This is a genomic window from Enterobacter cloacae complex sp. 2022EL-00788, assembly GCF_026627565.1.
Classification (GTDB): domain Bacteria; phylum Pseudomonadota; class Gammaproteobacteria; order Enterobacterales; family Enterobacteriaceae; genus Enterobacter; species Enterobacter pasteurii.
Genome location: NZ_JAPNMC010000002.1, coordinates 351023 through 373507 on the forward strand (window position 1 = coordinate 351023; position 22485 = coordinate 373507).

Annotated in this window: 19 protein-coding genes and 7 tRNA genes; 2 read left to right on the forward strand and 24 right to left on the reverse strand. The window is 56.1% G+C overall.

Going from position 1 to position 22485, the window contains the following annotated elements; genetic code table 11:
* Positions 1–214: 214 nt before the first annotated feature.
* Genes nadD through leuS form a run of 4 tightly spaced genes read right to left on the reverse strand, consistent with a single transcriptional unit; the run spans position 215 to position 5070 of the window.
* Positions 215–871: a nicotinate-nucleotide adenylyltransferase gene (gene nadD / locus OWK27_RS04270; protein ID WP_148419201.1), complete on the reverse strand. Its 657-nt coding sequence runs from the start codon at positions 869–871 to the stop codon at positions 215–217.
* A gap of 1 nt (position 872) precedes the next feature.
* Positions 873–1904 carry a DNA polymerase III subunit delta gene (gene holA / locus OWK27_RS04275; RefSeq protein WP_242174806.1) on the reverse strand — a complete coding sequence of 344 codons (1032 nt, stop codon included), beginning with the start codon at positions 1902–1904 and terminating at the stop codon, positions 873–875.
* The gene (gene lptE / locus OWK27_RS04280) at positions 1904–2473 is read right to left on the reverse strand and encodes an LPS assembly lipoprotein LptE (RefSeq protein ID WP_242174805.1); all 570 of its coding nucleotides are present in this window, start codon (positions 2471–2473) and stop codon (positions 1904–1906) included. Before lptE ends, holA begins: the two co-directional genes overlap by 1 nt.
* Before the next feature lie 14 nt (positions 2474–2487).
* Complete coding sequence (gene leuS, locus OWK27_RS04285) at positions 2488–5070, reverse strand: leucine--tRNA ligase (protein WP_148419195.1); 2583 nt, start codon at positions 5068–5070, stop codon at positions 2488–2490.
* A gap of 214 nt (positions 5071–5284) precedes the next feature.
* On the opposite strand from leuS, the gene OWK27_RS04290 reads away from it, so the two are divergent.
* On the forward strand, positions 5285–5767 hold the full coding sequence (locus OWK27_RS04290; RefSeq protein WP_003858689.1) for a zinc ribbon-containing protein: 483 nt from the start codon (positions 5285–5287) through the stop codon (positions 5765–5767).
* 172 nt (positions 5768–5939) lie between these two features.
* Here the strand turns inward: OWK27_RS04290 and rihA are convergent, their stop codons facing one another.
* The 10 genes from rihA to miaB all read right to left on the reverse strand — a co-directional run bounded on the left by rihA (position 5940) and on the right by miaB (position 16202).
* Positions 5940–6881: a pyrimidine-specific ribonucleoside hydrolase RihA gene (rihA, locus tag OWK27_RS04295; RefSeq protein ID WP_267589901.1), complete on the reverse strand. Its 942-nt coding sequence runs from the start codon at positions 6879–6881 to the stop codon at positions 5940–5942.
* Between the two features lie 120 nt (positions 6882–7001).
* Positions 7002–7727: an amino acid ABC transporter ATP-binding protein gene (locus OWK27_RS04300; RefSeq protein ID WP_267589902.1), complete on the reverse strand. Its 726-nt coding sequence runs from the start codon at positions 7725–7727 to the stop codon at positions 7002–7004.
* Positions 7727–8401: a glutamate/aspartate ABC transporter permease GltK gene (gene gltK / locus OWK27_RS04305; protein ID WP_148420855.1), complete on the reverse strand. Its 675-nt coding sequence runs from the start codon at positions 8399–8401 to the stop codon at positions 7727–7729. Before gltK ends, OWK27_RS04300 begins: the two co-directional genes overlap by 1 nt.
* Positions 8401–9141 carry a glutamate/aspartate ABC transporter permease GltJ gene (gene gltJ, locus OWK27_RS04310; protein WP_148420853.1) on the reverse strand — a complete coding sequence of 247 codons (741 nt, stop codon included), beginning with the start codon at positions 9139–9141 and terminating at the stop codon, positions 8401–8403. The genes gltK and gltJ overlap by 1 nt, the downstream gene beginning before the upstream one ends.
* Before the next feature lie 155 nt (positions 9142–9296).
* A complete protein-coding gene (locus OWK27_RS04315; RefSeq protein WP_148420851.1) occupies positions 9297–10202 on the reverse strand; it encodes an amino acid ABC transporter substrate-binding protein in 906 nt (301 codons plus the stop codon).
* Between the two features lie 394 nt (positions 10203–10596).
* Complete coding sequence (lnt, locus tag OWK27_RS04320; protein WP_267589903.1) at positions 10597–12135, reverse strand: apolipoprotein N-acyltransferase; 1539 nt, start codon at positions 12133–12135, stop codon at positions 10597–10599.
* Positions 12136–12140: 5 nt separating this feature from the next.
* Complete coding sequence (corC, locus tag OWK27_RS04325; RefSeq protein WP_148420847.1) at positions 12141–13019, reverse strand: CNNM family magnesium/cobalt transport protein CorC; 879 nt, start codon at positions 13017–13019, stop codon at positions 12141–12143.
* 84 nt (positions 13020–13103) lie between these two features.
* Positions 13104–13571, reverse strand: a complete 468-nt coding sequence (ybeY, locus tag OWK27_RS04330) for an rRNA maturation RNase YbeY (RefSeq protein ID WP_003858677.1) — start codon at positions 13569–13571, stop codon at positions 13104–13106.
* Positions 13568–14614, reverse strand: coding sequence for a PhoH family protein (locus tag OWK27_RS04335; protein ID WP_148420845.1), 1047 nt, complete (start codon positions 14612–14614; stop codon positions 13568–13570). Before OWK27_RS04335 ends, ybeY begins: the two co-directional genes overlap by 4 nt.
* A gap of 163 nt (positions 14615–14777) precedes the next feature.
* Complete coding sequence (gene miaB, locus OWK27_RS04340; RefSeq protein WP_148420843.1) at positions 14778–16202, reverse strand: tRNA (N6-isopentenyl adenosine(37)-C2)-methylthiotransferase MiaB; 1425 nt, start codon at positions 16200–16202, stop codon at positions 14778–14780.
* A 135-nt stretch (positions 16203–16337) separates the two neighbouring features.
* Between miaB and ubiF the strand changes: the two genes are divergently transcribed.
* On the forward strand, positions 16338–17513 hold the full coding sequence (gene ubiF / locus OWK27_RS04345; protein WP_267589904.1) for a 3-demethoxyubiquinol 3-hydroxylase: 1176 nt from the start codon (positions 16338–16340) through the stop codon (positions 17511–17513).
* Positions 17514–17626: 113 nt separating this feature from the next.
* Here ubiF and OWK27_RS04350 read toward each other — a convergent pair.
* The 10 genes from OWK27_RS04350 to nagC form a co-directional block, all read right to left on the reverse strand.
* A tRNA-Gln gene (locus OWK27_RS04350) sits at positions 17627–17701 on the reverse strand.
* Between the two features lie 34 nt (positions 17702–17735).
* A tRNA-Gln gene (locus OWK27_RS04355) sits at positions 17736–17810 on the reverse strand.
* Between the two features lie 41 nt (positions 17811–17851).
* Positions 17852–17928 (reverse strand) — tRNA-Met (locus OWK27_RS04360).
* Between the two features lie 17 nt (positions 17929–17945).
* Positions 17946–18020 (reverse strand) — tRNA-Gln (locus tag OWK27_RS04365).
* A gap of 32 nt (positions 18021–18052) precedes the next feature.
* Positions 18053–18127 (reverse strand) — tRNA-Gln (locus tag OWK27_RS04370).
* A 23-nt stretch (positions 18128–18150) separates the two neighbouring features.
* A tRNA-Leu gene (locus tag OWK27_RS04375) sits at positions 18151–18235 on the reverse strand.
* 8 nt (positions 18236–18243) lie between these two features.
* Positions 18244–18320: transfer RNA gene (locus OWK27_RS04380), tRNA-Met, on the reverse strand.
* A gap of 226 nt (positions 18321–18546) precedes the next feature.
* Positions 18547–20211 (reverse strand): asparagine synthase B, encoded by a 1665-nt coding sequence (gene asnB / locus OWK27_RS04385; RefSeq protein ID WP_267589905.1) that lies wholly within the window; start codon positions 20209–20211, stop codon positions 18547–18549.
* Positions 20212–20461: 250 nt separating this feature from the next.
* Positions 20462–21214 (reverse strand): ribonucleotide monophosphatase NagD, encoded by a 753-nt coding sequence (nagD, locus tag OWK27_RS04390; protein ID WP_148420840.1) that lies wholly within the window; start codon positions 21212–21214, stop codon positions 20462–20464.
* Between the two features lie 45 nt (positions 21215–21259).
* Positions 21260–22480: a DNA-binding transcriptional regulator NagC gene (gene nagC / locus OWK27_RS04395; protein ID WP_148420838.1), complete on the reverse strand. Its 1221-nt coding sequence runs from the start codon at positions 22478–22480 to the stop codon at positions 21260–21262.
* Between the last annotated feature and the right edge of the window lie 5 nt (positions 22481–22485).

The window sequence follows — 22485 nt, forward strand, 5'->3', positions numbered from 1 at the left end:
ATACCTGAACTGACGTCAGCCGCGGGACAAATGTCACCGCCCGGCTTTTGAAGGCGGGTATCATCCCACCCTCCGCCTGAGATTGCATCGCCATTTTTGTAAAACAATTTCTGTAAAGCAACGACTGGCGGGAAAGTCTGGCAGCGGAGGATATCAGTATGGCTTAGCCTGTCAAGGCAGGATAATCAATAACAGACAATTTCGCCGACGATGTTCAGGCCTCTGTATTTTTCTGATACAGCCCCTGTGCGTGGATATACGCCAGTACGGGTGGGGGCAGCAGATCGCTACAGTCTAAACCCTGCTGGAGCCGCTCGCGGATGAGCGTTGCGGAAATATCAAACCATGGCGTTTCAGCGAGATAAATTTTACCGGCGGGCAGCCTGTGCAGGTCTTCGATATTGTCCGTCAGGTGCGCGTCCAGCCACTGCTGATGCTGCGCTTCACGCATGGTCAGCGGATAGCCCGGACGGCGGCAGACCAGCAGATGGCTGTTTTCCAGAATGGTGTCGTACTGATACCAGCTGGGGAAGTTGAGCAGGGAATCCTGGCCGATAATAAACGCCAGCGGTTTCACTGGGCCCTGTTCAGCGCGCCATTCGCGCAGCGTCTGCGATGTCCAGGATGGCGTATCCCGGCGCAGCTCGCGCTCGTCAAGCGTAAAGAGGGGCTTATCGGCGATGGCCAGGGCGAGCATCGCTTTGCGCTGTGCGCTGGTCGCTTCTGGCTGAGGACGGTGCGGCGGAACATTATTGGGCATGACGATCACCCGCTGCAAACCAATCAGATTCGCAAGGATTTCAACCGGCTTAAGATGCCCATAGTGCACCGGGTCGAAGGTTCCACCATACATTGCCTGTAAAGATTGCATATCACCCTTCGATAAATACATCTGCCAGCGCCTTATGGCAGAGCAGCAAAGAAAGGCTTTCCAGCTCCGCCCAGACGGACTGGCCGTAATCCTGCTTCAGCGTCAGCTCGGCGCGCATCAGAAGCTGTACGGCCTGACGCAGCTGCTCGTGGCTCAGGCGGTTTATCGCCTCCGTCGTCATCGCCCGGCGGTTTTGCCAGACGCGATGCTTGTCGAACAGCGTGCGTAATGGCACATGGGCGGACTGGCGCTTGAGGTTGTTCAGCAGCAGTAACTCACGCTGGAGCGTGCGGAGCAGGATGACTGGCTCACTCCCTTCCAGGCGCAGCTGTTGCAGAATATGCAGCGCTCGCTTGCTTTTCGCCGACAGGAGCGCGTCAACCCAGTGGAAGGGAGTAAAGTGCGCGGCATCGTTCACCGCCTGTTCGACGCGCGGCAGCGTCAGCTTTCCGTCAGGCCACAGCAGGGAGAGCCTGTCCAGGGCCTGCGCCAGCGCCAGAAGGTTGCCTTCATAGCAGTAGCAAAGAAGCTGATTGGCTGCATCATCCAGCTTCAGATTATGCTGTTTCGCTCGCGCGGCAACCCATTTTGGCAGATGCGCCTGTTCTGGCGTCTGGCAGGTGACCAGCACCGCGTGAGTGGCGAGCTGGGTAAACCAGGCCGCATTTTCCTGCGCTTTGGTAAGCTTGTTGCCGCGCACGATCAGCAGCAGATCGCTGTGTAGCAAACTTACCAGCATGGCCAGCTGTTCATTGATGGCGGCGTTAGGGCCGTTCTCCGGCAGCAGGATCTGAATAGTCTGGCGCGAAGCAAAGAGGCTCATGGCCTGACAAAGCGAGAAGACAGCGTTCCAGTCGGTGCTGTTATCAATCTGGAAAGTGTGGTGCTCGTCAAAGCCCTGCGCTGCGGCCGCATGGCGAACAGCATCAAGGCTTTCCTGAAGCAAGAGCGGATCGTTACCGAGCAGCAGATAGGCCGCGCGCAGCCCTTCGTTGAGCTGCGCGCGGAGTTGTTCAGGATACAACCTGATCATCAGTTACCCAGCGACGTTGGCATATCGGGCGTGCGGGCATCCGGTGTTTCGATAACGTCAGAGCCTGCCTTCGTCGACGCTGTGATAGTAGGCAGTTTACGGATCAGCTGATCCGCCGCCCTATCGTACATCTCCTTGATGATAATCTGCTGTTCGGCATCTTTTGCCAGCGCCGTTTGCGGGTTATCAAAGAACGAGCGGTAGACTTTGGTACTGATAGGATAAATGTCTTTACCCGGGATCAGGACCGCTGCGTTAACGGTCAGCACCATCTGATATTCCGCCGTTCGCCCGTCCTGGAAGATCGACGCCGTGTCTTGTACCAGAGATGATGTCAGGACGCGAAGCGAAGGCACATCCTGGCGCAGGGTTCCTTTCTCAATTAGCTCAACGTCGTTCAAGCGCAGCTGATTACGGATAGCCCGGCTCAGTGGTCCGTTTGGATCGGACGAGTCGAAGATCATCGTTTTCATCTGAGGTGGCACTGCCGTAGTGTTGCGCAGGTGCCAGCCGCAGCCAGCGGTGACAAGCACCGCCAGAGATAAGAGTATTGTTGCCAGTTGTCGCACGTTTCCTCCCGCGCTTAGCCAACGACCAGATTTAGCAGTTTACCCGGTACGTAGATCGCTTTACGTACGGTAACGCCCTCAAGGTATTTCGCGACCAGATGCTCCTGGCCTGCGCGCTCGCGAACCTGTTCTTCGGTTGCGTCGACCGCGACGGTGATTTTACCGCGCACTTTACCGTTAACCTGCACCACAACCAGGGTGGTGTTTTCCACCATAGCGGATTCATCAGCCACCGGCCACGGCGCGTTGTCGATATCGCCTTCGCCCTTCAGCTCCTGCCACAGGGTGAAGCTGACGTGCGGAGTGAACGGGTTGAGCATGCGAACAACCGCCAGCAGCGCTTCACGCATTAATGCGCGATCCTGCTCGCCGTCCTGCGGGGCTTTCGCCAGCTTGTTCATCAGTTCCATAATAGCCGCAATTGCGGTATTGAAGGTCTGACGACGACCAATATCATCGGTCACTTTCGCAATTGTTTTATGAACATCACGACGCAGCGCCTGCTGATCTTCCGTCAGAGCAGCCACGTTCAGCGCTGGGGCCTCACCCTGAGAGGTGTGCTCGTATACCAGTTTCCAGACGCGTTTCAGGAAGCGGTTTGCCCCTTCCACGCCGGATTCCTGCCATTCCAGCGTCATATCCGCCGGGGAGGCGAACATCATAAACAGACGCACGGTGTCGGCACCGTAACGCTCAACCATCACCTGCGGGTCAATACCGTTGTTTTTAGACTTGGACATCTTGCTCATGCCGGTATACACCAGTTCATGACCTTCAGCGTCCTTCGCCTTAACGATACGGCCTTTCTCGTCGCGCTCAACGATCGCATCAACCGGAGAAACCCAGTTGCGCTCGCCGTTTGCGCCAACATAGTAGAAGGCATCTGCCAGCACCATGCCCTGACACAGCAGCTGTTTCGCTGGCTCGTCAGAGTTTACAAGGCCTGCATCACGCATCAGCTTGTGGAAGAAGCGGAAGTAGAGCAGGTGCATGATGGCGTGTTCAATACCACCGATGTAGATATCTACCGGCAGCCAGTAGTTTGCCGCTTCGGAATCCAGCATGCCTTCCTTGTACTGCGGGCAGGTGTAGCGCGCGTAGTACCAGGAAGATTCCATAAAGGTGTCGAACGTGTCGGTTTCACGCAGCGCGGGCTGACCGTTAACGGTGGTTTTTGCCCATTCAGGATCGGCTTTGATCGGGCTGGTGATGCCGTCCATAACCACGTCTTCCGGCAGGATCACCGGGAGCTGATCTTCTGGCGTTGGCATTACGGTGCCGTCTTCCAGGGTCACCATTGGAATTGGCGCACCCCAGTAACGCTGACGGGAAACGCCCCAGTCGCGCAGGCGATAGTTCACCTTACGCTCGCCGACGCCCAGCGAGGCCAGCTTGTCGGCGATGGCGTTGAAGCCCTCTTCGAAGCTCAGACCGCTAAATTCGCCAGAGTTGAACAGGGTGCCTTTTTCGGTCAGCGCCTGCTCAGACAGATCGGGTTCGGAACCGTCTGCGGCCAGGATAACGGCTTTGATCGGCAGGTTGTATTTGGTGGCGAACTCGTAGTCGCGCTGATCGTGACCCGGAACCGCCATTACCGCACCGGTGCCGTACTCCATCAGAACGAAGTTTGCCGCCCAGACCGGGATCGCTTCGCCAGTCAGCGGGTGCTTAGCATAGAAGCCCGTCGCAACGCCTTTTTTCTCCATCGTCGCCATGTCCGCTTCGGCCACTTTGGTGTTGCGGCATTCGTCGATGAAGGCTGCCAGTTCCGGGTTGTTTTCGGCCGCCTTCTGCGCCAGCGGGTGACCGGCGGCCACGGCCAGATAGGTCGCGCCCATGAAGGTGTCCGGACGGGTGGTGTAGACGGTCAGGGTCTGGTCGTAATTCTCGACGTTGAAGGTAATTTCCACGCCCTCGGAACGGCCGATCCAGTTGCGCTGCATGGTCTTAACGGTGTCAGGCCAGTGATCCAGCGTGTCCAGATCGTTCAGCAGCTCGTCAGCGTAAGCGGTGATTTTAATAAACCACTGCGGGATCTCTTTACGTTCAACTTTGGTGTCGCAGCGCCAGCAGCAGCCGTCGATAACCTGCTCGTTCGCCAGAACGGTCTGGTCGTTCGGGCACCAGTTAACGGCTGAGGTTTTCTTGTATACCAGGCCTTTTTTGTACAGCTCGGTGAAGAACTTCTGCTCCCAGCGGTAATATTCCGGGGTACAGGTCGCCAGTTCACGGCTCCAGTCATAGCCAAAGCCCAGCATTTTCAGCTGGTTTTTCATGTACGCGATGTTGTCGTACGTCCACGGCGCCGGTGCGGTGTTGTTTTTAACCGCCGCGCCTTCAGCAGGCAGGCCGAACGCATCCCAGCCGATAGGCTGCAGCACGTTTTTGCCCAGCATGCGCTGGTAGCGTGCAATCACATCGCCGATGGTGTAGTTACGCACGTGGCCCATGTGTAGTCGACCAGAAGGATAGGGAAGCATCGACAGGCAGTAATACTTCTCTTTGCTCTCGTCTTCGGTTACTTCAAAGGTGCGCTTCTCGTCCCAGTGTTGCTGGACTTTTGATTCTATCTCTTCCGGGCGGTATTGCTCTTGCATGGCAGCCAGTGGTCCTGTGTTCAATACAGCTACAAATGTAGCCAATGGATGTGGTGATTCAGATCCGCATAGCATAGCCCAAACGTCCTCGTCAAAACAGCCTTTCGCACAAATGCGCTTTGCAGGAATTTACCGGGTCTGTGCTTCACCTGACAAAGCGGCGGCGAAATAAGGTCTATTATTAGAAATAGTTACTTACCCGGGAGGCAAAATGATGAACAAGGTTGCTCAATTTTACCGCGAACTGGTGGCGACACTGACGGAACGGCTGCGTAACGGCGAGCGCGATATCGACGCGCTGGTTGAACAGGCCCGCGCGCGCGTGACGCAAACGGGTGAGTTAACGCGAACCGAAGTGGAAGAGGTGACGCGCGCCGTTCGCCGCGACCTGGAGGAGTTTGCGCGTAGCTACGAAGAGAGTCAGGACGAGATTGCCGACAGCGTCTTTATGCGGGTCATTAAGGAGAGCCTGTGGCAGGAGCTGGCGGATATTACCGATAAAACCCAGCTGGAGTGGCGCGAGGTGTTTCAGGATTTGAACCACCATGGCGTGTATCACAGCGGCGAAGTCGTGGGGCTGGGAAACCTGGTCTGTGAGAAGTGTCATCACCATATTGCCGTTTATACGCCGGAGGTGCTGTCCCTCTGTCCGAAGTGCGGGCACGATCAGTTCCAGCGTCGGCCGTTTGAGCCCTAGGTAAAAGCAAAACGGCAATCACGTTGCCGTTTTTAGTGTTTGCACCCTCTCCCTGTGGGAGAGGGCCGGGGTGAGGGCATCAGGCCGCAAAAGGTAAAAGCAAAACGGCAATTACGTTGCCGTTTTTAGTGTTTGCTCCCTCTCCCCGTGGGAGAGGGTTGGGGTGAGGGCATCAGGCCGCACTATAGTATGCGAGCCTCTCCGCCAGCAGATCCACAAACGCTTGCCTATCGATATCCACCATTACCGTCGTATTCGGCTGATTTCCCGTCAGCGAGTAATAGTCCACCACCGTCATGCCCTGGGTATATTTCCCCTGCGTCTCAACGCCCACCCACCTGTCCACCGTGGTAAACATCTCCGGTTTTAACAGCCAGGCAATCGTGCAGGGGTCATGCAGCGGCGCGCCCTGGAAGCCCCATTTTTCCGCTTTGTGATACTCCATAAAGAAATCCAGCAGCTCTGCGACCGTGGTGGCGACCGGGTTATCTATGGCACGGAAGCGCTCAATATCGTCCGCCATAATCTGTGCCCGATGCGTCACATCCAGCCCCGCCATCACAATCGGCAGGCCCGACTGGAAGACGATTTCCGCCGCTTCCGGGTCAACATAGATGTTGAACTCCGCCGCTGGCGTCCAGTTTCCCAGCCCCATTGCGCCGCCCATGATGACGATTCTGGCGATTTTGCCGTGCAGTTCAGGATGGCTGTTGAGCAGCAGGGCCACGTTCGTCTGCGGGCCGGTGGCGACCAGCGTTACGGGCTCGGCGCTTTCACGCAGCACCTTTGCCATCAGCTCTACGGCGGTGCAGCGTTGTGGCGTAAAGCCCGGCTCCGGCAGCGCCGGGCCATCCAGGCCACTCTCCCCGTGAACGTTGTCCGCAATGATGAGATCGCGCATCAGCGGCTTAACAGCGCCGCCGGCGACAGGGATATCGGTACGTTTCAACAGCGTCAGCATGCGCAGCACATTACGCAGGGTTTTATCGGGCGTCTGGTTCCCGGCGGACGAGGTGACGGCTTTGACTTCAAGTTCAGGGGAGGCAAGAGCGAGGACGAGTGCAATCGCGTCATCATGACCCGGATCGCAGTCGAGAATAATAGGCTGTGCCATGGCGTTCTCCGTACGTAGCGTTATTTTGTGACAAGGTTAACGCTGCTCCGTGACGCCGACGAGAACAAGAACGTGAAAGCGTGAGGCAGTGCGCAATCCGCGGATTGCGCACTGAGAGGATTAATGCAGGATTTTGGCGAGGAAGTCTTTTGCGCGTTCGGATTTCGGGTTTGCGAAGAACTTCTCTTTCGGCGAGTCCTCCACGATTTTCCCTTCATCCATAAAGATGACGCGGTTAGCCACCTTCCGGGCGAAGCCCATTTCGTGCGTCACCACCATCATGGTCATCCCTTCGTGCGCCAGCTCCACCATCACGTCCAGCACTTCGTTGATCATCTCAGGATCGAGCGCGGAGGTAGGTTCATCAAACAGCATTGCCACCGGATCCATGCACAGCGCGCGCGCGATAGCCACGCGCTGCTGCTGGCCGCCGGAAAGCTGAGCCGGGAATTTATCCGCGTGCGCAGAAAGGCCAACGCGTTCAAGCAGCTTCAGCCCCTTTTCTCGCGCCGCTTTTTTATCGCGCTTCAGCACTTTTACCTGCGCCAGCGTCAGGTTCTCAATGATGGAAAGGTGCGGGAACAGCTCAAAATGCTGGAACACCATCCCAACGTGGGAGCGAAGCTGGGCAAGGTTGGTTTTCCTGTCATTAACTTTGGTGCCGTTAACGACAATTTCGCCCTGCTGTACGGGTTCCAGACCGTTAACGGTTTTGATCAGCGTGGACTTACCGGAACCGGACGGACCGCATACGACCACCACATCGCCTTTTTTTACTTCCGTTGAGCAGTCGGTCAGCACCTGAAAGTGCCCATACCATTTAGAAACATTTTTCAGGGAAATCATTATACCGTCCTTTTCTTCAGCCAGCTGACCAACAGCGATGCGCTTAAACTAATCACAAAATAGACCCCGCCCGCGAAGAGGATCATCTCAACCTGCGTTCCGTCACGTTCGCCAATGGTGGAGGCGGTGCGGAAGAAGTCTGCCAGGCTCAGCACGTAAACCAGAGAGGTATCCTGGAACAGTACGATGCCCTGCGTCAGCAGCAGCGGAACCATGGCGCGGAACGCCTGCGGCAGAATTATGAGCTTCATGGACTGCCAGTGCGTCATCCCGAGCGCCAGCGCAGCGCTCGACTGCCCGCGCGAGATGCTCTGAATACCCGCACGAATGATCTCGGAGTAGTAGGCGGCTTCAAACATGGAAAACGCCACCATGGCGGAGATCAGGCGGATGTCGGTTTTAGGCGACAGCCCCAGCACGTTCTGTAAAAAGCCGGGAACAATAAGGTAAAACCACAGCAGCACCATCACCAGCGGGATAGAGCGGAACACGTTAACGTAAGCCGTGGCAAACCAGGCGAACGGCTTAAAGCTCGACAGGCGCATCACCGCCAGCAGGGTGCCCCAGACAATACCCACGATAACCGCAATGACGGTGATCTTTAAGGTGATTGCCAGCCCGTCCAGCAGATAGGGCATGGAGGGAACAATAGAACTCCAGTCAAATTCGTACATTATTTGCCCCCCAGGTTGCCCGGCAGGCGTACTTTGCGTTCAACCAGGTTCATCACCAGCATGATGAAAGCGTTAATCAGAACATACGCGAGCGTTATCGCCGTAAAGGATTCCCACGCGTGAGCGGAGTAGTCCAGCAGCTTGCCAGCCTGCGCCGCCATATCGACCAGACCAATGGTCGAGGCGATGGCCGAGTTTTTCACCAGGTTCATCATCTCAGAGGTCATTGGCGGAACGATGACGCGGTAGGCGTTAGGCAGGAGAACGTAACGGTAGGCTTGTGGCAGGGTCAGCCCCATCGCCAGCGCCGCATTCTTTTGTCCGCGAGGCAGCGACTGAATGGCGGCACGCACCTGCTCGCAGACGCGCGCGGCGGTGAACAGCCCCAGACACAGCATGGAGGAGACAAAGAATTGTACGTTAGGATCCAGTTCCGCCTTGAACCACATGCCGAGATCTTCCGGCAGCAGTTCCGGGATCACCAGATACCAGGTAAAGAACTGCACGATCAGCGGAACGTTACGGAACAGTTCCACATACAGCGTGCCAATCGAAGAGAGAAAACGGTTAGGTACGGTACGCAGAATGCCGAACAGCGAACCGACAAAAAACGCGATGATCCACGCCGTTATCGATAACGCAACGGTAACCTGAAAGCCGCTCCACAGCCAGCCAAGATAGGTGGTGTTGCCGAACGGGGCCTGTTGCAGGAATATGCCCCAGTTCCAGTCAATTGACATAGTAAACTCCAGAAAAAAGAGGGTAGCAGCGCTACCCTCGAAGATTGGTGAGAAGCTCAATTTTTGCGCTGAGTGGGGAACGACCACTCAACGTATAGTCTGTCCATGCTTCCCGACAATCGAGAGGGCAGGAGATCCCGCCCCTGTCGTTCTAATTAGTTAAGAGCTTTGTCGTTTGGTGATTTGAACAGCGCCTTCATGTCGTCAGACAGTTCAAAGTTCATGTTCAGGTTTTTTGGTGGAATCGGGTTTTTGAACCACTTGTCGAACCATTTGGCTGCTTCGCCAGAGGTTTGCGCCTGAGCGATGGTGTCGTCGATCAGTTTCTTGAAGTCCGCGTCGCCTTTACGCAGCATACAGCCGTACGCTTCTTTCGACTGCGCGGTACCTACGATCTCCCAGTTGTCTGGTTTCTTCGCCTTCGCGCGCTCGCCCGCCAGCAGCGCGTCATCCATCATAAACGCGACGGCACGGCCGCTTTCCAGCGTACGGAAGGAGTCGCCATGGTCTTTCGCGCTGATGATGCGCATGTCCATTTTCTTCTCGTCGTTCAGCTTGTGCAGCAGCACTTCGGACGTGGTACCGGAGGTCACGACAACCGCTTTGCCTTTCAGATCAGCGAAATCTTTGATGTCGCCGCCTTTTTTGGTCAGCAGGCGGGTGCCCACAACGAAAATGGTGTCGGAGAAGGCAGCCTGCTTCTGGCGCTCAAGGTTGTTGGTGGTGGAGCCACACTCGAAATCAAATGTGCCGTTTTGCAGCAGGGGAATACGGTTCTGTGAAGTGATGGGGATCAGCTTCACCTGCAGGTCAGGTTTGTTCAGCTTTTTCTTCACAGCTTCAACGATGGCGTTGGAGTAGTCCTGTGAATAGCCCACGACTTTTTGCGTGTTGTCGTAGTAAGAGAACGGGACAGAAGATTCACGGTGGCCGACCACGATCACGCCATTTTTGGCAATCTTGTCGAGGGTGCTTCCTGCTGCCGGAGCGTCTTCAGCGTGAACGACGCCCGCGGACATTCCCATAACCAGCATTGCTGTGGCCAGTTTACGTAATTGCATACCCAACTCCTTTCTTATCAGCGCCAGTGACGCTTTGATACCCATTGTGATGTTGTTATATCTCGCGCAATGCGAGTGCAGTGTTATGCAAGCTTGTTAACATTTAGTCTGGCTTAATGTAAAGATTTTGCTGCGTTATTGTTTATTTTTGCGAAGCGCGCCGCACCATTCAGAGGCAATAATCTCTCGTTGCACCGTTTCGGTGCTACCGACGATCGTTGCTGGTGCAACAGGGTTGCACGTTAAGCCAGACAGCGTGTGCGTGATTAATTAAAGCAATAGGCGTGCCAGAATCGCCCCTCTCCCTGGAAGGGAGAGGGGAAAAGGCGGAGCTGGATGGTGAAACAGTGCGTGGACTGTTCCCTCTCCCAGGGGAGAGGGCTAGGGTGAGGGGTTATTTACGACGCTGACGCAGGCTCATCAGCACCGCGGCAAAACCGAACAGCGTGGTCAGGATCCACAGTGGCCAGTTGCCGGTACGGGCGTACGGCGTCAGGCCCGTGGCAGGCGTGACCCTGGTGGTCAGCACTTCACGGGTGAACTGCGGGATCATGGCCTGGATTTCGCCCTGCGGGCCAATCACGGCGGTGATGCCGTTATTGGTGCTGCGCAGCAGCGGACGCGCCAGCTCCAGGGAACGCATTCGCGCCATCTGGAAATGCTGCCACGGGCCAATCGACTTGCCGAACCACGCATCGTTCGAGATGGTCAGCAGGTAGTCGGTATCCGGGCGGAAGTTATCGCGCACCTGCTCGCCGAGGATAATCTCGTAGCAAATGGCGGCCGTCAGGGCAAAACCGTGCGCGTGCAGCTGCGGCTGAACGTAAGGGCCACGGCTGAACGAGGACATCGGCAGATCGAAGAACGGTGCCAGCGGGCGCAGTATCGACTCCAGCGGAACAAACTCGCCAAACGGTACAAGGTGGTTCTTGTTGTAGCGATTGGTGGAGGTATAGCTGTATTCGCTGTCCTTACCGAGGGTGATGATGGTGTTGTAGGTGTCGTAGCGGTTCTGCTGGTTCAGACGCGCGTCCACGATGCCGGTAATCAGGGTGCTGCCGCGTGCGCGCAGCAAATCATCCATCATCTTCAGGAAGGGCTGCTGGTTGATCTCCAGGTCGGGGATCGCTGACTCGGGCCAGATGATGAGCTGCGATTTGCCCATCACCTGTTCGGTAGCGTTAGCGTAGATTTTCAGCGTGTTCAGCAGCTGATTCTCGTCCCATTTCATTGACTGCGGGATATCGCCCTGCACCAGAGAAACCTGCGTGGCGCGGGCGGGCTCCAGCGTGAACCACTGGATATAACGCAGCGGGAAGGGCAGGGCAAAGAGGATCAGCCCGGCTGCCAGCGGTTTCCAGCTGCGCGTAGCCAGCGCCAGCACCAGCAGGCCGCTGACCACCATCAGCAGAAAGTTAATCGCCTCCACGCCCATGACCGGGGCCAGGCCTTTCAGCGGGCCGTCTATCTGGCTGTAGCCGAACTGTAGCCACGGGAAGCCGGTGAGTACCCAGCCGCGCAGAAACTCGGTGATTTGCCAGACAACGGGAGCGGCTATCGCCACGCGCAGCCAGGTCGTTTTTGGCCACAGCCGGGACAGGATCCCCGCGAACAGGCCGGTGTAGAGCGAGAGATACGCGGCGAGCAGCACAACCAGGAAGACGTTAACCGGCCCCGGCATGCCGCCAAACTGCGCGATACTGACGTAGACCCAGTTAATACCAGAGCCAAACAGCCCCAGGCCCCAGAAGTAGCCGATGGCGGCGGCCTGTACCGGACGACGGTTAAGGGTCAGACCCTGTAGCCCCATCAGCGAGAGAAAGGCGGCCGGCCAGATATCGTAAGGAGAAAAAGCCAGCGTACCGCTGGCTCCGAGTAACAGCGCCAGCAGCAAACGGACGCGCTGGCGTTCAAATAATGGGGCAAATGCCATTTACATTAATCTTCCAGTTTTGGCACCGGTGAGTCGTCCGGCATTCTGACGTGGACCTGAATAATACGTCGGCTGTCGGCCATGGCGACCTTAAACTGGTAACCATCGATGTCAACGGTTTCACCGCGGGCCGGAAGATGGCCGAAGGCCTGCATCACCAGACCACCAATGGTGTCCACCTCTTCATCGCTGAAGCTGGTGCCAAAGGTGTCGTTGAAGTCCTCAATAGAGGCCAGCGCGCGCACGGTCCAGGTGTGGCGGCTCAGCTGACGGAAGTCGATATCCTCTTCTTCATCATACTCGTCTTCGATTTCGCCAACGATCAGCTCAAGGATGTCTTCAATCGTGACCAGACCGGAAACGCCACCAAATTCATCAATCACAATCGCCATGTGGTAGCGCTGGGAGCGGAACTCCTTCAGCATCCGATCCACACGTTTACTTTCCGGCACAACCACCGCCGGGCGTAACACTTTTTCCATACTGAAGGCTTCGGCATCGCTGCGCATAAACGGCAGCAGATCTTTCGCCATCAAAACCCCTTCAATGTGATCTTTGTCTTCGCTGATGACCGGGAAGCGCGAGTGGGCCGATTCGATGATCACATCGAGGCACTCGTCCAGCGTCTGGTTGCGTTTCAGGGTAATCATCTGCGAGCGGGGGATCATAATGTCGCGGACGCGCTGGTCGGCGATGTCCATGACCCCTTCGAGCATTTCGCGCGTATCTTCGTCGATAAGGTCGTTTTGCCCGGAATCACGAATCAGTTCCAGCAGTTCATCACGGTTTTTCGGTTCGCCGTGGAAAAGCTGGTTCAGAATGAGGGAGAAAAATCCCTTTTTAGTGGTTGTCGTGTCGCTACTGTGTGAATTGTCGTCGCTCATGGCGTTTGTAAAGGGTTCTCTTGTTAGTTCAACGTTAACCGCCGTGCTCTATCCCTGCGCGGCGGCATGGTAGTCAGTGACTGACTATTCTTTCTCGGCAATGTACGGATCCTCATAGCCCAGAGCAAGCATTATCTCTGTCTCGAGGGATTCCATCTCTTCCGCTTCGTCATCTTCAATATGGTCGTAACCCAGAAGATGCAGGCTACCGTGCACGACCATGTGTGCCCAGTGCGCTTCCAGCGGCTTTTGCTGCTCTTTGGCTTCCTGCTCAACCACCTGACGGCAGATGATCAGATCGCCCAGCAATGGCATCTCAATGCCCGGAGGAGCTTCGAACGGGAAAGAGAGCACGTTGGTTGGTTTATCTTTCCCGCGATAGGTCAGGTTAAGCTCGTGGCTTTCCGCTTCATCCACCAGGCGAATCGTGACTTCCGATTCTTCCTGAAACTGGGGGATAACGGCATCCAGCCATTTCTGAAACTGTGCCTCTTCCGGCATGCCGGAATTATCTTCACAGGCCAGCTGTAAATCGAGGATCACCTGACTCATTTCTGTTCATGCTCCTGCGCTTCGCGCTTACGTTCTGCGGCCAGCTCGGCCCTGCGCTTCTGATCGGCCTCTTCCCAGGCCTCATAAGCGTTAACGATACGCGCGACCACCGGGTGGCGTACCACGTCTTCGCTGTGGAAGAAGTTAAAGCTGATTTCGTCCACCTCGGCCAGCACTTCGATGGCATGACGCAAACCCGATTTGGTGCTGCGCGGCAGGTCAATCTGGGTGACGTCACCGGTAATAACCGCTTTCGAGTTAAAGCCAATACGCGTCAGGAACATCTTCATCTGTTCGATGGTGGTGTTCTGGCTTTCATCCAGAATGATGAACGCATCGTTAAGCGTACGGCCACGCATGTAGGCCAGCGGGGCGACTTCAATCACGTTACGTTCGATGAGCTTCTCAACTTTCTCGAAGCCCAGCATTTCGAACAGCGCGTCGTACAGCGGGCGCAGGTAAGGATCCACCTTCTGGCTTAAGTCGCCCGGCAGGAAGCCGAGTTTCTCACCGGCTTCTACAGCAGGACGGGTCAGCAGGATACGGCGGATCTCCTGACGCTCCAGCGCATCTACCGCAGCGGCAACCGCCAGATAGGTTTTACCCGTACCCGCCGGGCCCACGCCGAAGGTGATGTCATGGTCGAGAATGTTGGCGATGTACTGCGCCTGGTTTGGGGTTCGAGGCTTAATCACGCCGCGCTTGGTTTTGATATTGATGGCCTTACCGTAGTCCGGCACGCTTTCTGCGCTCTGCTCGAGCACGCGCGCCTCTTTGATGGCAAGGTGAATTTGTTCAGGTTCAATATCCTGAATTTCGCCACGCATCGGGGCGGTATCAACATACAGGCTGCGCAGAATATCCGCCGCGGCGTTGACGCAGATAGGGCGTCCGGTGAGTTTGAAATGGTTATCGCGACGATTGATTTCGATACCCAGACGTCGCTCAAGTTGCTTGATGTTGTCATCAAACGGCCCGCACAGGCTCAGCAGGCGAGCGTTGTCTGCGGGCGTTAGGGTAATTTCACGCGTATCTATGTTCAAACTGTTCCTCTTTGATTGGTTAACTGACCTGAGGCCACACGGCGTAATAAAATGGTCATTACCGAAATTATTCACGCCATAGAATAAAGGCGCAAGCGTTGCGGTAGATATTGGGGGTGCTGAGAGGAAATACAAGGCCTGCCGGACAGGCAGGCCAGAAGGATTATGGCTGGTAAATGCCTACGCCAGAATCGTTGACTTTGCGGGTGCGAGAGATAACGGATTCCGGGGTCTCAGCAATGCGCAGACCCATTTCGTCTTCGGTACGCACCAGCTTCGCGCGCAGCGAGTTGGTGAGCACGTCGACAATCTCCACGTCCACAAATTTGCCGATCATGTCCGGGGTGCCTTCAAAGTTCACCACGCGGTTGTTCTCGGTACGACCGGACAGCTCCATAATGCTCTTACGGGAGGTACCTTCCACCAGAATACGCTGGACGGTCCCGAGCATGCGACGGCTCCAGGCGTTGGCCTGCTGGTTGATACGTTCCTGCAGAATATACAGACGCTGCTTTTTCTCTTCTTCCGGCACATCGTCAACCATATCGGCCGCCGGGGTTCCGGGACGCGGAGAGAAGATGAAGCTGTAGCTGACGTCAAAATTGACTTCGCCGATGAGCTTCATGGTGCGCTCGAAGTCTTCAGCGGTTTCGCCTGGGAAACCAACGATGAAGTCGGAGCTGATCTGGATATCCGGACGCGCTTCGCGCAGCTTACGGATGGTGGATTTGTATTCCAGCACCGTATGTGGACGCCCCATCAGGTTCAGTACGCGGTCAGAGCCGCACTGAATCGGCAGGTGCAGGAAGCTCACCAGCTCCGGCGTATCGCGGTAAACGTCGATGATGTCGTCGGTAAACTCCATCGGATGGCTGGTGGTAAAGCGAATACGGTCGATGCCGTCAATCGCGGCCACCAGGCGCAGCAGTTCTGCAAAGCTGCCCGTGGTACCGTCGTAGTTTTCACCGCGCCAGGCGTTCACGTTCTGGCCCAGCAGGTTTACTTCACGCACGCCCTGCGCGGCAAGCTGCGCGATTTCGAACAGAATATCGTCTGCCGGGCGGCTGACCTCTTCACCGCGGGTATAAGGCACCACGCAGTAAGTACAGTATTTGTTGCAGCCTTCCATGATGGAGACGAACGCGGTCGGGCCGTCGGCGCGCGGCTCCGGCAGACGGTCAAACTTCTCGATCTCAGGGAAGCTTACGTCCACTACCGGGCTACGATTGCCGCGAACCTGATTAATCATCTCTGGCAGGCGGTGCAGGGTCTGAGGGCCAAAGACGATATCCACATAGGGTGCTCGCTGGCGGATCAGCTTACCTTCCTGCGATGCAACGCAGCCCCCAACGCCAATGATCAGGTCCGGATTTTTCCGCTTAAGCAGTTTCCAGCGGCCTAACACATGAAAGACTTTCTCCTGCGCTTTTTCACGAATTGAACAGGTGTTCAGCAGCAGCACATCGGCTTCTTTCACATTTTCAGTCAGCTGGTATCCGTGGGTGGTATCCAGCAGATCGGCCATCTTGGATGAATCGTATTCGTTCATCTGACAGCCCCAGGTTTTTATATGGAGTTTTTTAGTCATCGACTTGCTCAGCTCAGGATTGCAAGCCGCGTATTGTAATGCTTTGGTGCGGTTGTGACCAGTATGAAGGTTGTCAACCTCAGGACCGCAAAAATCCGGTAAACTTAAGGCATTCTCCAATAAGGAATAGTGACCATGACACTCCAACACACCGAAGTTGCCGTCGTCGGCGGCGGTATGGTCGGCGGCGCGCTGGCGCTGGGGCTGGCGCAGCAGGGATTTGACGTAACCGTTATTGAACAGGCTGCTCCGCCGGCATTCGATCCCGCCAGCAAGCCGGACGTGCGCATATCCGCCATTAGCGCGGCGTCCGTTGATTTGCTTCGCGGGCTGGGCGTCTGGGAGGCGGTGCTGGCGATGCGCGCGCACCCCTATAGCCGTCTTGAAACCTGGGAGTGGGAAAATGCTCACGTGTCGTTTGATGCCGCCGAGCTGAAGCTGCCGCGCCTGGGCTATATGGTAGAAAACAACGTCTTGCAGCTCGCGCTCTGGCAGGCGCTGGAGGCGCACCCGAAGGTGACGCTTCGCGTTCCGGCCTCGCTGAAAGCCCTTCATCGTCATGACGGCGGCTATCTTCTTACGCTGGACAACGACGACGAGCTCGCCGTGAAGCTGGTGGTGGGAGCGGATGGTGCAAATTCGCAGGTCAGGCAGATGGCGGGCATTGGCATCCATGCCTGGCAGTATCATCAGTCCTGCATGCTGATCACCGTCCAGTGCGAGACCGCGCCGGGCGAAAGCACCTGGCAGCATTTTACGCCGAACGGTCCGCATGCGTTCTTGCCGCTGTTTGATCACTGGGCGTCGCTGGTGTGGTACGACAAGCCGGCGCGTATTCGCCAGTTACAGGGGCTGAGTATGGAACAATTGCAGCGCGAGATTATGCTGCACTTCCCGGAACGCCTTGGGCGTGTCACGCCGGTTGCTGCGGGCGCATTCCCGCTGATGCGACGCCATGCGTTGCAGTATGCCCGTGAAGGGCTGGCCCTGGTGGGAGATGCGGCGCACACCATCCATCCGCTGGCAGGGCAGGGAGTCAACCTGGGATACCGTGACGTCGACGCGCTACTGGATGTGGCAGGTAACGCCCGCGCCCACGCGGAATCGTGGGCCAGCCATCAGGTGCTGAAGCGCTACCAGACGCGCCGTATGGCGGATAACTTCATTATGCAGTCGGGGATGGATCTGTTCTATGCCGGGTTCAGCAATGACGTTGGTCCGGTGCGTATATTGCGAAATATTGGATTGATGGCGGCGGAACGCGCCGGTGGCCTGAAGCGTCAGGCCCTGAAATACGCCCTCGGACTCTAATCTTTGCTCCGACTATTCCCTCGCCCCTCCGGGGAGAGGGTTAGGGTGAGGGACCCAGACCGCACCGACGACAAAAACAAAAAAGCCCGCAGAGCGGGCTTGTTTGTTTTAAGTGGCTGGGGTGCAGGGATTCGAACCCCGGAATGCTGGTATCAGAAACCAGAGCCTTACCGCTTGGCGACACCCCAATTGCGTTAAACGTACTGCTTAACGACTTTAAAGTGGCTGGGGTACGAGGATTCGAACCTCGGAATGCCGGAATCAGAATCCGGTGCCTTACCGCTTGGCGATACCCCAACAATGTTCAGTTTACCGAATAGTATTCGATAACGTAAATATGGTGGCTACGACGGGATTCGAACCTGTGACCCCATCATTATGAGTGATGTGCTCTAACCAACTGAGCTACGTAGCCAGTACTGCAATCTTCGATGGCTGGGGTACCTGGATTCGAACCAGGGAATGCCGGTATCAAAAACCGGTGCCTTACCGCTTGGCGATACCCCAATACCGCGGAGAACCGCATAATCGAAGAAATATGGCTGGGGTACCTGGATTCGAACCAGGGAATGCCGGTATCAAAAACCGGTGCCTTACCGCTTGGCGATACCCCATCCGTGCAACGCTTACCTGGGAATGGTGCGGGAGGCGAGACTTGAACTCGCACACCTTGCGGCGCCAGAACCTAAATCTGGTGCGTCTACCAATTTCGCCACTCCCGCAAAAAAGATGGTGGCTACGACGGGATTCGAACCTGTGACCCCATCATTATGAGTGATGTGCTCTAACCAACTGAGCTACGTAGCCATCTTTTTTTCGCGTTACCTTATCGGCGTTGCGGGGCGCATTATGCGTATAGACCCTTGCAGCGTCAACACCTTTTTCAATGAAAATAGCCGGAATGTGACTGTTTGGTTAGGTTGCGAACAGCGAGGCCGAATATTCGACAATTATTGGTTATTAATCGATTTTATGCGGTGAAAAGTGAGGCAAAAAAAATCAGGCCCCGGAGGGCCTGATGACAATCTGAACGTTATTTATAGGCAGACTGGTGTACGCCTACCGCCCGTCCTGACGGATCGTTCATGGCCTTGAAAGATTCATCCCATTCAATGGCTTTGGCTGACGAGCATGCGACAGATGGACCACCCGGAACGCATTCGGCTGCGCTTGGCACCGGGAACAGTTCTTCAAAGATTTCACGGTACAGATACGCCTCTTTCGAACCCGGCGTGTTGTACGGGAAGCGGAAGCTCGCGGTTTCCAGCTGTTGGTCAGAAACCTGTTTCGCCGCCACCTCCTTCAGGGTGTCGATCCAGCTGTAGCCTACGCCATCGGAGAATTGCTCTTTCTGACGCCACGCCACGCTTGCCGGCAGGTAGGATTCAAAACATTCGCGCAGGATATGTTTTTCCATTTTGCCGTTGCCGCACATTTTGTCCTGCGGGTTGATGCGCATCGCCACGTCGAGGAAATTCTTATCCAGGAACGGCACGCGGGCTTCCACACCCCAGGCGGACATCGCTTTGTTGGCGCGAGCGCAGTCGAACATGTGCAGCGCCTGAAGCTTGCGCACGGTCTCTTCATGCAGCTCTTTGGCGTTCGGCGCTTTGTGGAAGTAGAGGTAGCCGCCGAACACCTCGTCTGAACCCTCGCCGGAGAGCACCATCTTGATACCCATCGCTTTGATCTTACGCGACATCAAATACATCGGCGTGGAGGCGCGAATGGTGGTCACATCATACGTTTCAATGTGGTAGATCACATCGCGAATCGCATCCAGGCCTTCCTGCACGGTGAAGTGAATTTCATGGTGCACGGTGCCGAGGTGGTTCGCCACCTCCTGCGCGGCTTTCAGGTCAGGCGCACCTTCCAGGCCTACGGCAAAGGAGTGCAGCTGCGGCCACCAGGCTTCAGAGCGTTCCTGATCTTCCACCCGGCGCGCGGCGAATTTCTTGGTGATGGCGGAGATCACGGAGGAGTCCAGCCCGCCGGAGAGCAGCACGCCGTACGGCACGTCTGACATCAGGTGGCTCTTAACGGAATCTTCCAGCGCCTGGCGCAGTTCGGCTTTATCCGTAACGTTGTCTTTTACCGCGTCGTAGTCAAACCAGTCGCGCTGGTAGTACTGACGGATTTCGCCATCTTTGCTCCACAGGTAGCTGCCTGCCGGGAACTCTTTGATGGTGCGGCAAACCGGCACCAGTGCTTTCATCTCTGACGCGACGTAGAAGTTGCCGTGCTCGTCGTGGCCCATGTACAGCGGAATGATACCAATGTGGTCGCGGCCAATCAGGTAAGCGTCTTTTTCGCTGTCGTACAGGGCGAAGGCAAACATGCCCTGCAGGTCGTCGAGGAATTCCGGGCCTTTCTCCTGGTACAGCGCCAGGATCACTTCACAGTCAGAGCCGGTCTGGAAGGCGTAGTGGTCGCCATACTCGGCGCGCAGCGCCTGATGGTTGTAGATTTCACCGTTCACAGCCAGCGCGTGCGTTTTTTTCTCGTTATACAGCGGCTGTGCACCGGCGTTGACGTCAACAATGGAGAGACGTTCATGAGCCAGAATCGCTTTATCGCTGGCATAAACGCCGGACCAGTCCGGACCGCGATGGCGCATCAGGCGGGACAGCTCAAGTGCTTTTTTACGCAGTTCGCCCGCGTCAGTTTTAATATCCAGTACGCCAAAAATAGAACACATAACCTTCTCCGTTAACCCTGTTGCGTTGTGATGTTGCTTGCTAATGAAAATGCCGCAAAAGGGGGAGGGGGCGCAAGCGTTTTACGGGTGAATTCGCAAAAAGTGCAGTGAGGATTGCGGAATCTTAAAAAATGAGTATGTTTTGCGCGGTTTTATTGATGATTATTCAATGGAAGGTGCTTTTTGTTAGATTTGACGGTCTTTTTTGGCTACAGAAATAAAAAACCACGCCCTGAGGCGTGGTTCTGAATCAAATAACGTCGATTTCGTCGACGGAAGGGTATATCCAGCTTGGGCGGAAGGGCATGGTGTCGATATCGTCAATCGTCGAGACGCCGGAGAGCACCAGTATCGTTTCGAGCCCCGCCTGGAAGCCGGCCAGAATATCGGTGCGCAGGTTATCGCCGACAATCACGGTCTCTTCAGAGTGGGCCTGCATCGTGTTCAGCGCGGCACGAACGATCCACGGGCTCGGTTTACCGACAACAAACGGCTTACGGCCAGAGATTTTTTCGATACCGGCGCACAGTGCGCCGCAGGCCGGATAGAAGCCGCGGCCGTGCGTATCCGGGTTGGTGGCGATAAAGCGCGCGCCGCTGGCGACAAAGTAGGCTGCTTTATGCATCATCTCCCAGTTAAAGGAACGCGTTTCGCCCACGATGACAAAGTCCGGGTTCACGTCGGTAATGGTAAAGCCCGCTTTGTAGAGCTCATGGATCAGCGCACCTTCGCCGACCACGTAGGCTTTCTTGCCTTCCTGACGCTTCAGGAAGTCAGCCGTTGCCATGGCGGAGGTATAAAACACGCTGTCCGGTACGTTGACGCCCGCAGTCGCAAAGCGGTTTGCCAGATCCTGACCAGTCTGTGAAGGGTAGTTCGTGAGAAGAACCAGTGGCATTCCTTTGTCGATGATGCGATGAAGAAACTCTGCAGCACCCGGCACGGCAACGTTGTCGTGCATCAGCACGCCGTCGATATCACAAATTACATTCTTAATGGTCATGGTCAACCCGACATCAAAAAAAGAAGGCGTTACTATAAGGTCCGATCAGGATTCCAGCAAATGCTGGAGCAGGATCCCGTTGAGCATCGCACGTTTTACCAGCGCGAACGCGCCAATCGCCGAGCGGTGATCGAGCGTAGAACGCACCACCGGCAGGTTCTGGCGAAACGCTTTCAGCGCCTGGGTATTGATGCAGCCTTCAATAGCCGGCAGCAGTACTTTTTCTGCTTCAACGATCTCGCCGGCAATCACCACTTTCTGCGGATTAAACAGGTTAATGGCAATGGCGATGGTTTTACCCAGATGGCGTCCAACCTGTTCAATCACTTCGCAGGCCAGCGCGTCGCCTTTGTTAGCGGCTTTGCAGATGGCGGCGATTTTACAATCGTCCAGCGTAACGCGGCTCTGGTAACCCTGTTCCAGCAGATGGCGAACGCGATGCTCAATGGCGGCATTGGCGGCCACGGTTTCGAGGCAGCCAAAGTTACCGCAGTGGCAGCGCTCGCCGAGCGGTTCAACCTGGATATGGCCAATCTCGCCCACGTTGCCGTTACGACCGATAAAAATGCGCCCGTTAGAGATGATGCCAGCGCCTGTACCACGATGCACGCGCACCAGAATAGAGTCTTCGCAGTCCTGGCTCGCACCAAAATAGTGCTCCGCCAGCGCCAGTGAGCGGATATCGTGACCGACAAAACAGGTCAGCTTAAAGCGCTTTTCCAGCGCCTCAACCAGCCCCCAGTTCTCCACGTTTATATGCGGCATGTAGCGAATAACGCCGCTCTCCGGGTCGACCAGGCCGGGCAGAATGACCGAAATGGCAATCAGCTCGCGGATCTTGCGCTGACAGCTTTCGATAAAGTGCGCAATGGTATTCAGTAAGGCGTGTTCAAGCGTCTCCTGAGTGCGTTCAGGAAGCGGGTAGTGCTCTTCGGCAATGGCTTTGCTGCTCAGATCGTAGAGCGTAAGCGTGGTGTCATGACGGCCTAAACGGACGCCAATCGCCTGAAAATTGCGGGTTTCAGTAACGATGGAGATCGCGCGGCGGCCTCCGGTGGAGGCCTGCTGATCGACTTCTTTGATCAGGCCGCGCTCAATAAGCTGACGCGTAATTTTTGTCACGCTGGCGGGAGCAAGCTGGCTTTGTTCGGCTATCTGGATGCGTGAGATTGGCCCGTGCTGGTCAATCAGGCGATAAACTGCCGCGCTGTTAAGCTGTTTAACGAGATCGACATTACCGATTTGAGCTTGTCCGCCTGGTGTCATACTTT

Excerpts from the sequence above, each read along its gene's own strand:
- nadD (WP_148419201.1), bottom strand. The coding sequence starts at position 871 with ATGCAATCTTTACAGGCAATGTATGGTGGAACCTTCGACCCGGTGCAC.
- holA (WP_242174806.1), bottom strand. The coding sequence starts at position 1,904 with ATGATCAGGTTGTATCCTGAACAACTCCGCGCGCAGCTCAACGAAGGG.
- leuS (WP_148419195.1), bottom strand. The coding sequence starts at position 5,070 with ATGCAAGAGCAATACCGCCCGGAAGAGATAGAATCAAAAGTCCAGCAA.
- OWK27_RS04290 (WP_003858689.1), top strand. The coding sequence starts at position 5,285 with ATGAACAAGGTTGCTCAATTTTACCGCGAACTGGTGGCGACACTGACG.
- rihA (WP_267589901.1), bottom strand. The coding sequence starts at position 6,881 with ATGGCACAGCCTATTATTCTCGACTGCGATCCGGGTCATGATGACGCG.
- OWK27_RS04300 (WP_267589902.1), bottom strand. The coding sequence starts at position 7,727 with ATGATTTCCCTGAAAAATGTTTCTAAATGGTATGGGCACTTTCAGGTG.
- gltK (WP_148420855.1), bottom strand. The coding sequence starts at position 8,401 with ATGTACGAATTTGACTGGAGTTCTATTGTTCCCTCCATGCCCTATCTG.
- gltJ (WP_148420853.1), bottom strand. The coding sequence starts at position 9,141 with ATGTCAATTGACTGGAACTGGGGCATATTCCTGCAACAGGCCCCGTTC.
- OWK27_RS04315 (WP_148420851.1), bottom strand. The coding sequence starts at position 10,202 with ATGCAATTACGTAAACTGGCCACAGCAATGCTGGTTATGGGAATGTCC.
- lnt (WP_267589903.1), bottom strand. The coding sequence starts at position 12,135 with ATGGCATTTGCCCCATTATTTGAACGCCAGCGCGTCCGTTTGCTGCTG.
- corC (WP_148420847.1), bottom strand. The coding sequence starts at position 13,019 with ATGAGCGACGACAATTCACACAGTAGCGACACGACAACCACTAAAAAG.
- ybeY (WP_003858677.1), bottom strand. The coding sequence starts at position 13,571 with ATGAGTCAGGTGATCCTCGATTTACAGCTGGCCTGTGAAGATAATTCC.
- miaB (WP_148420843.1), bottom strand. The coding sequence starts at position 16,202 with ATGACTAAAAAACTCCATATAAAAACCTGGGGCTGTCAGATGAACGAA.
- ubiF (WP_267589904.1), top strand. The coding sequence starts at position 16,338 with ATGACACTCCAACACACCGAAGTTGCCGTCGTCGGCGGCGGTATGGTC.
- asnB (WP_267589905.1), bottom strand. The coding sequence starts at position 20,211 with ATGTGTTCTATTTTTGGCGTACTGGATATTAAAACTGACGCGGGCGAA.
- nagD (WP_148420840.1), bottom strand. The coding sequence starts at position 21,214 with ATGACCATTAAGAATGTAATTTGTGATATCGACGGCGTGCTGATGCAC.
- nagC (WP_148420838.1), bottom strand. The coding sequence starts at position 22,480 with ATGACACCAGGCGGACAAGCTCAAATCGGTAATGTCGATCTCGTTAAA.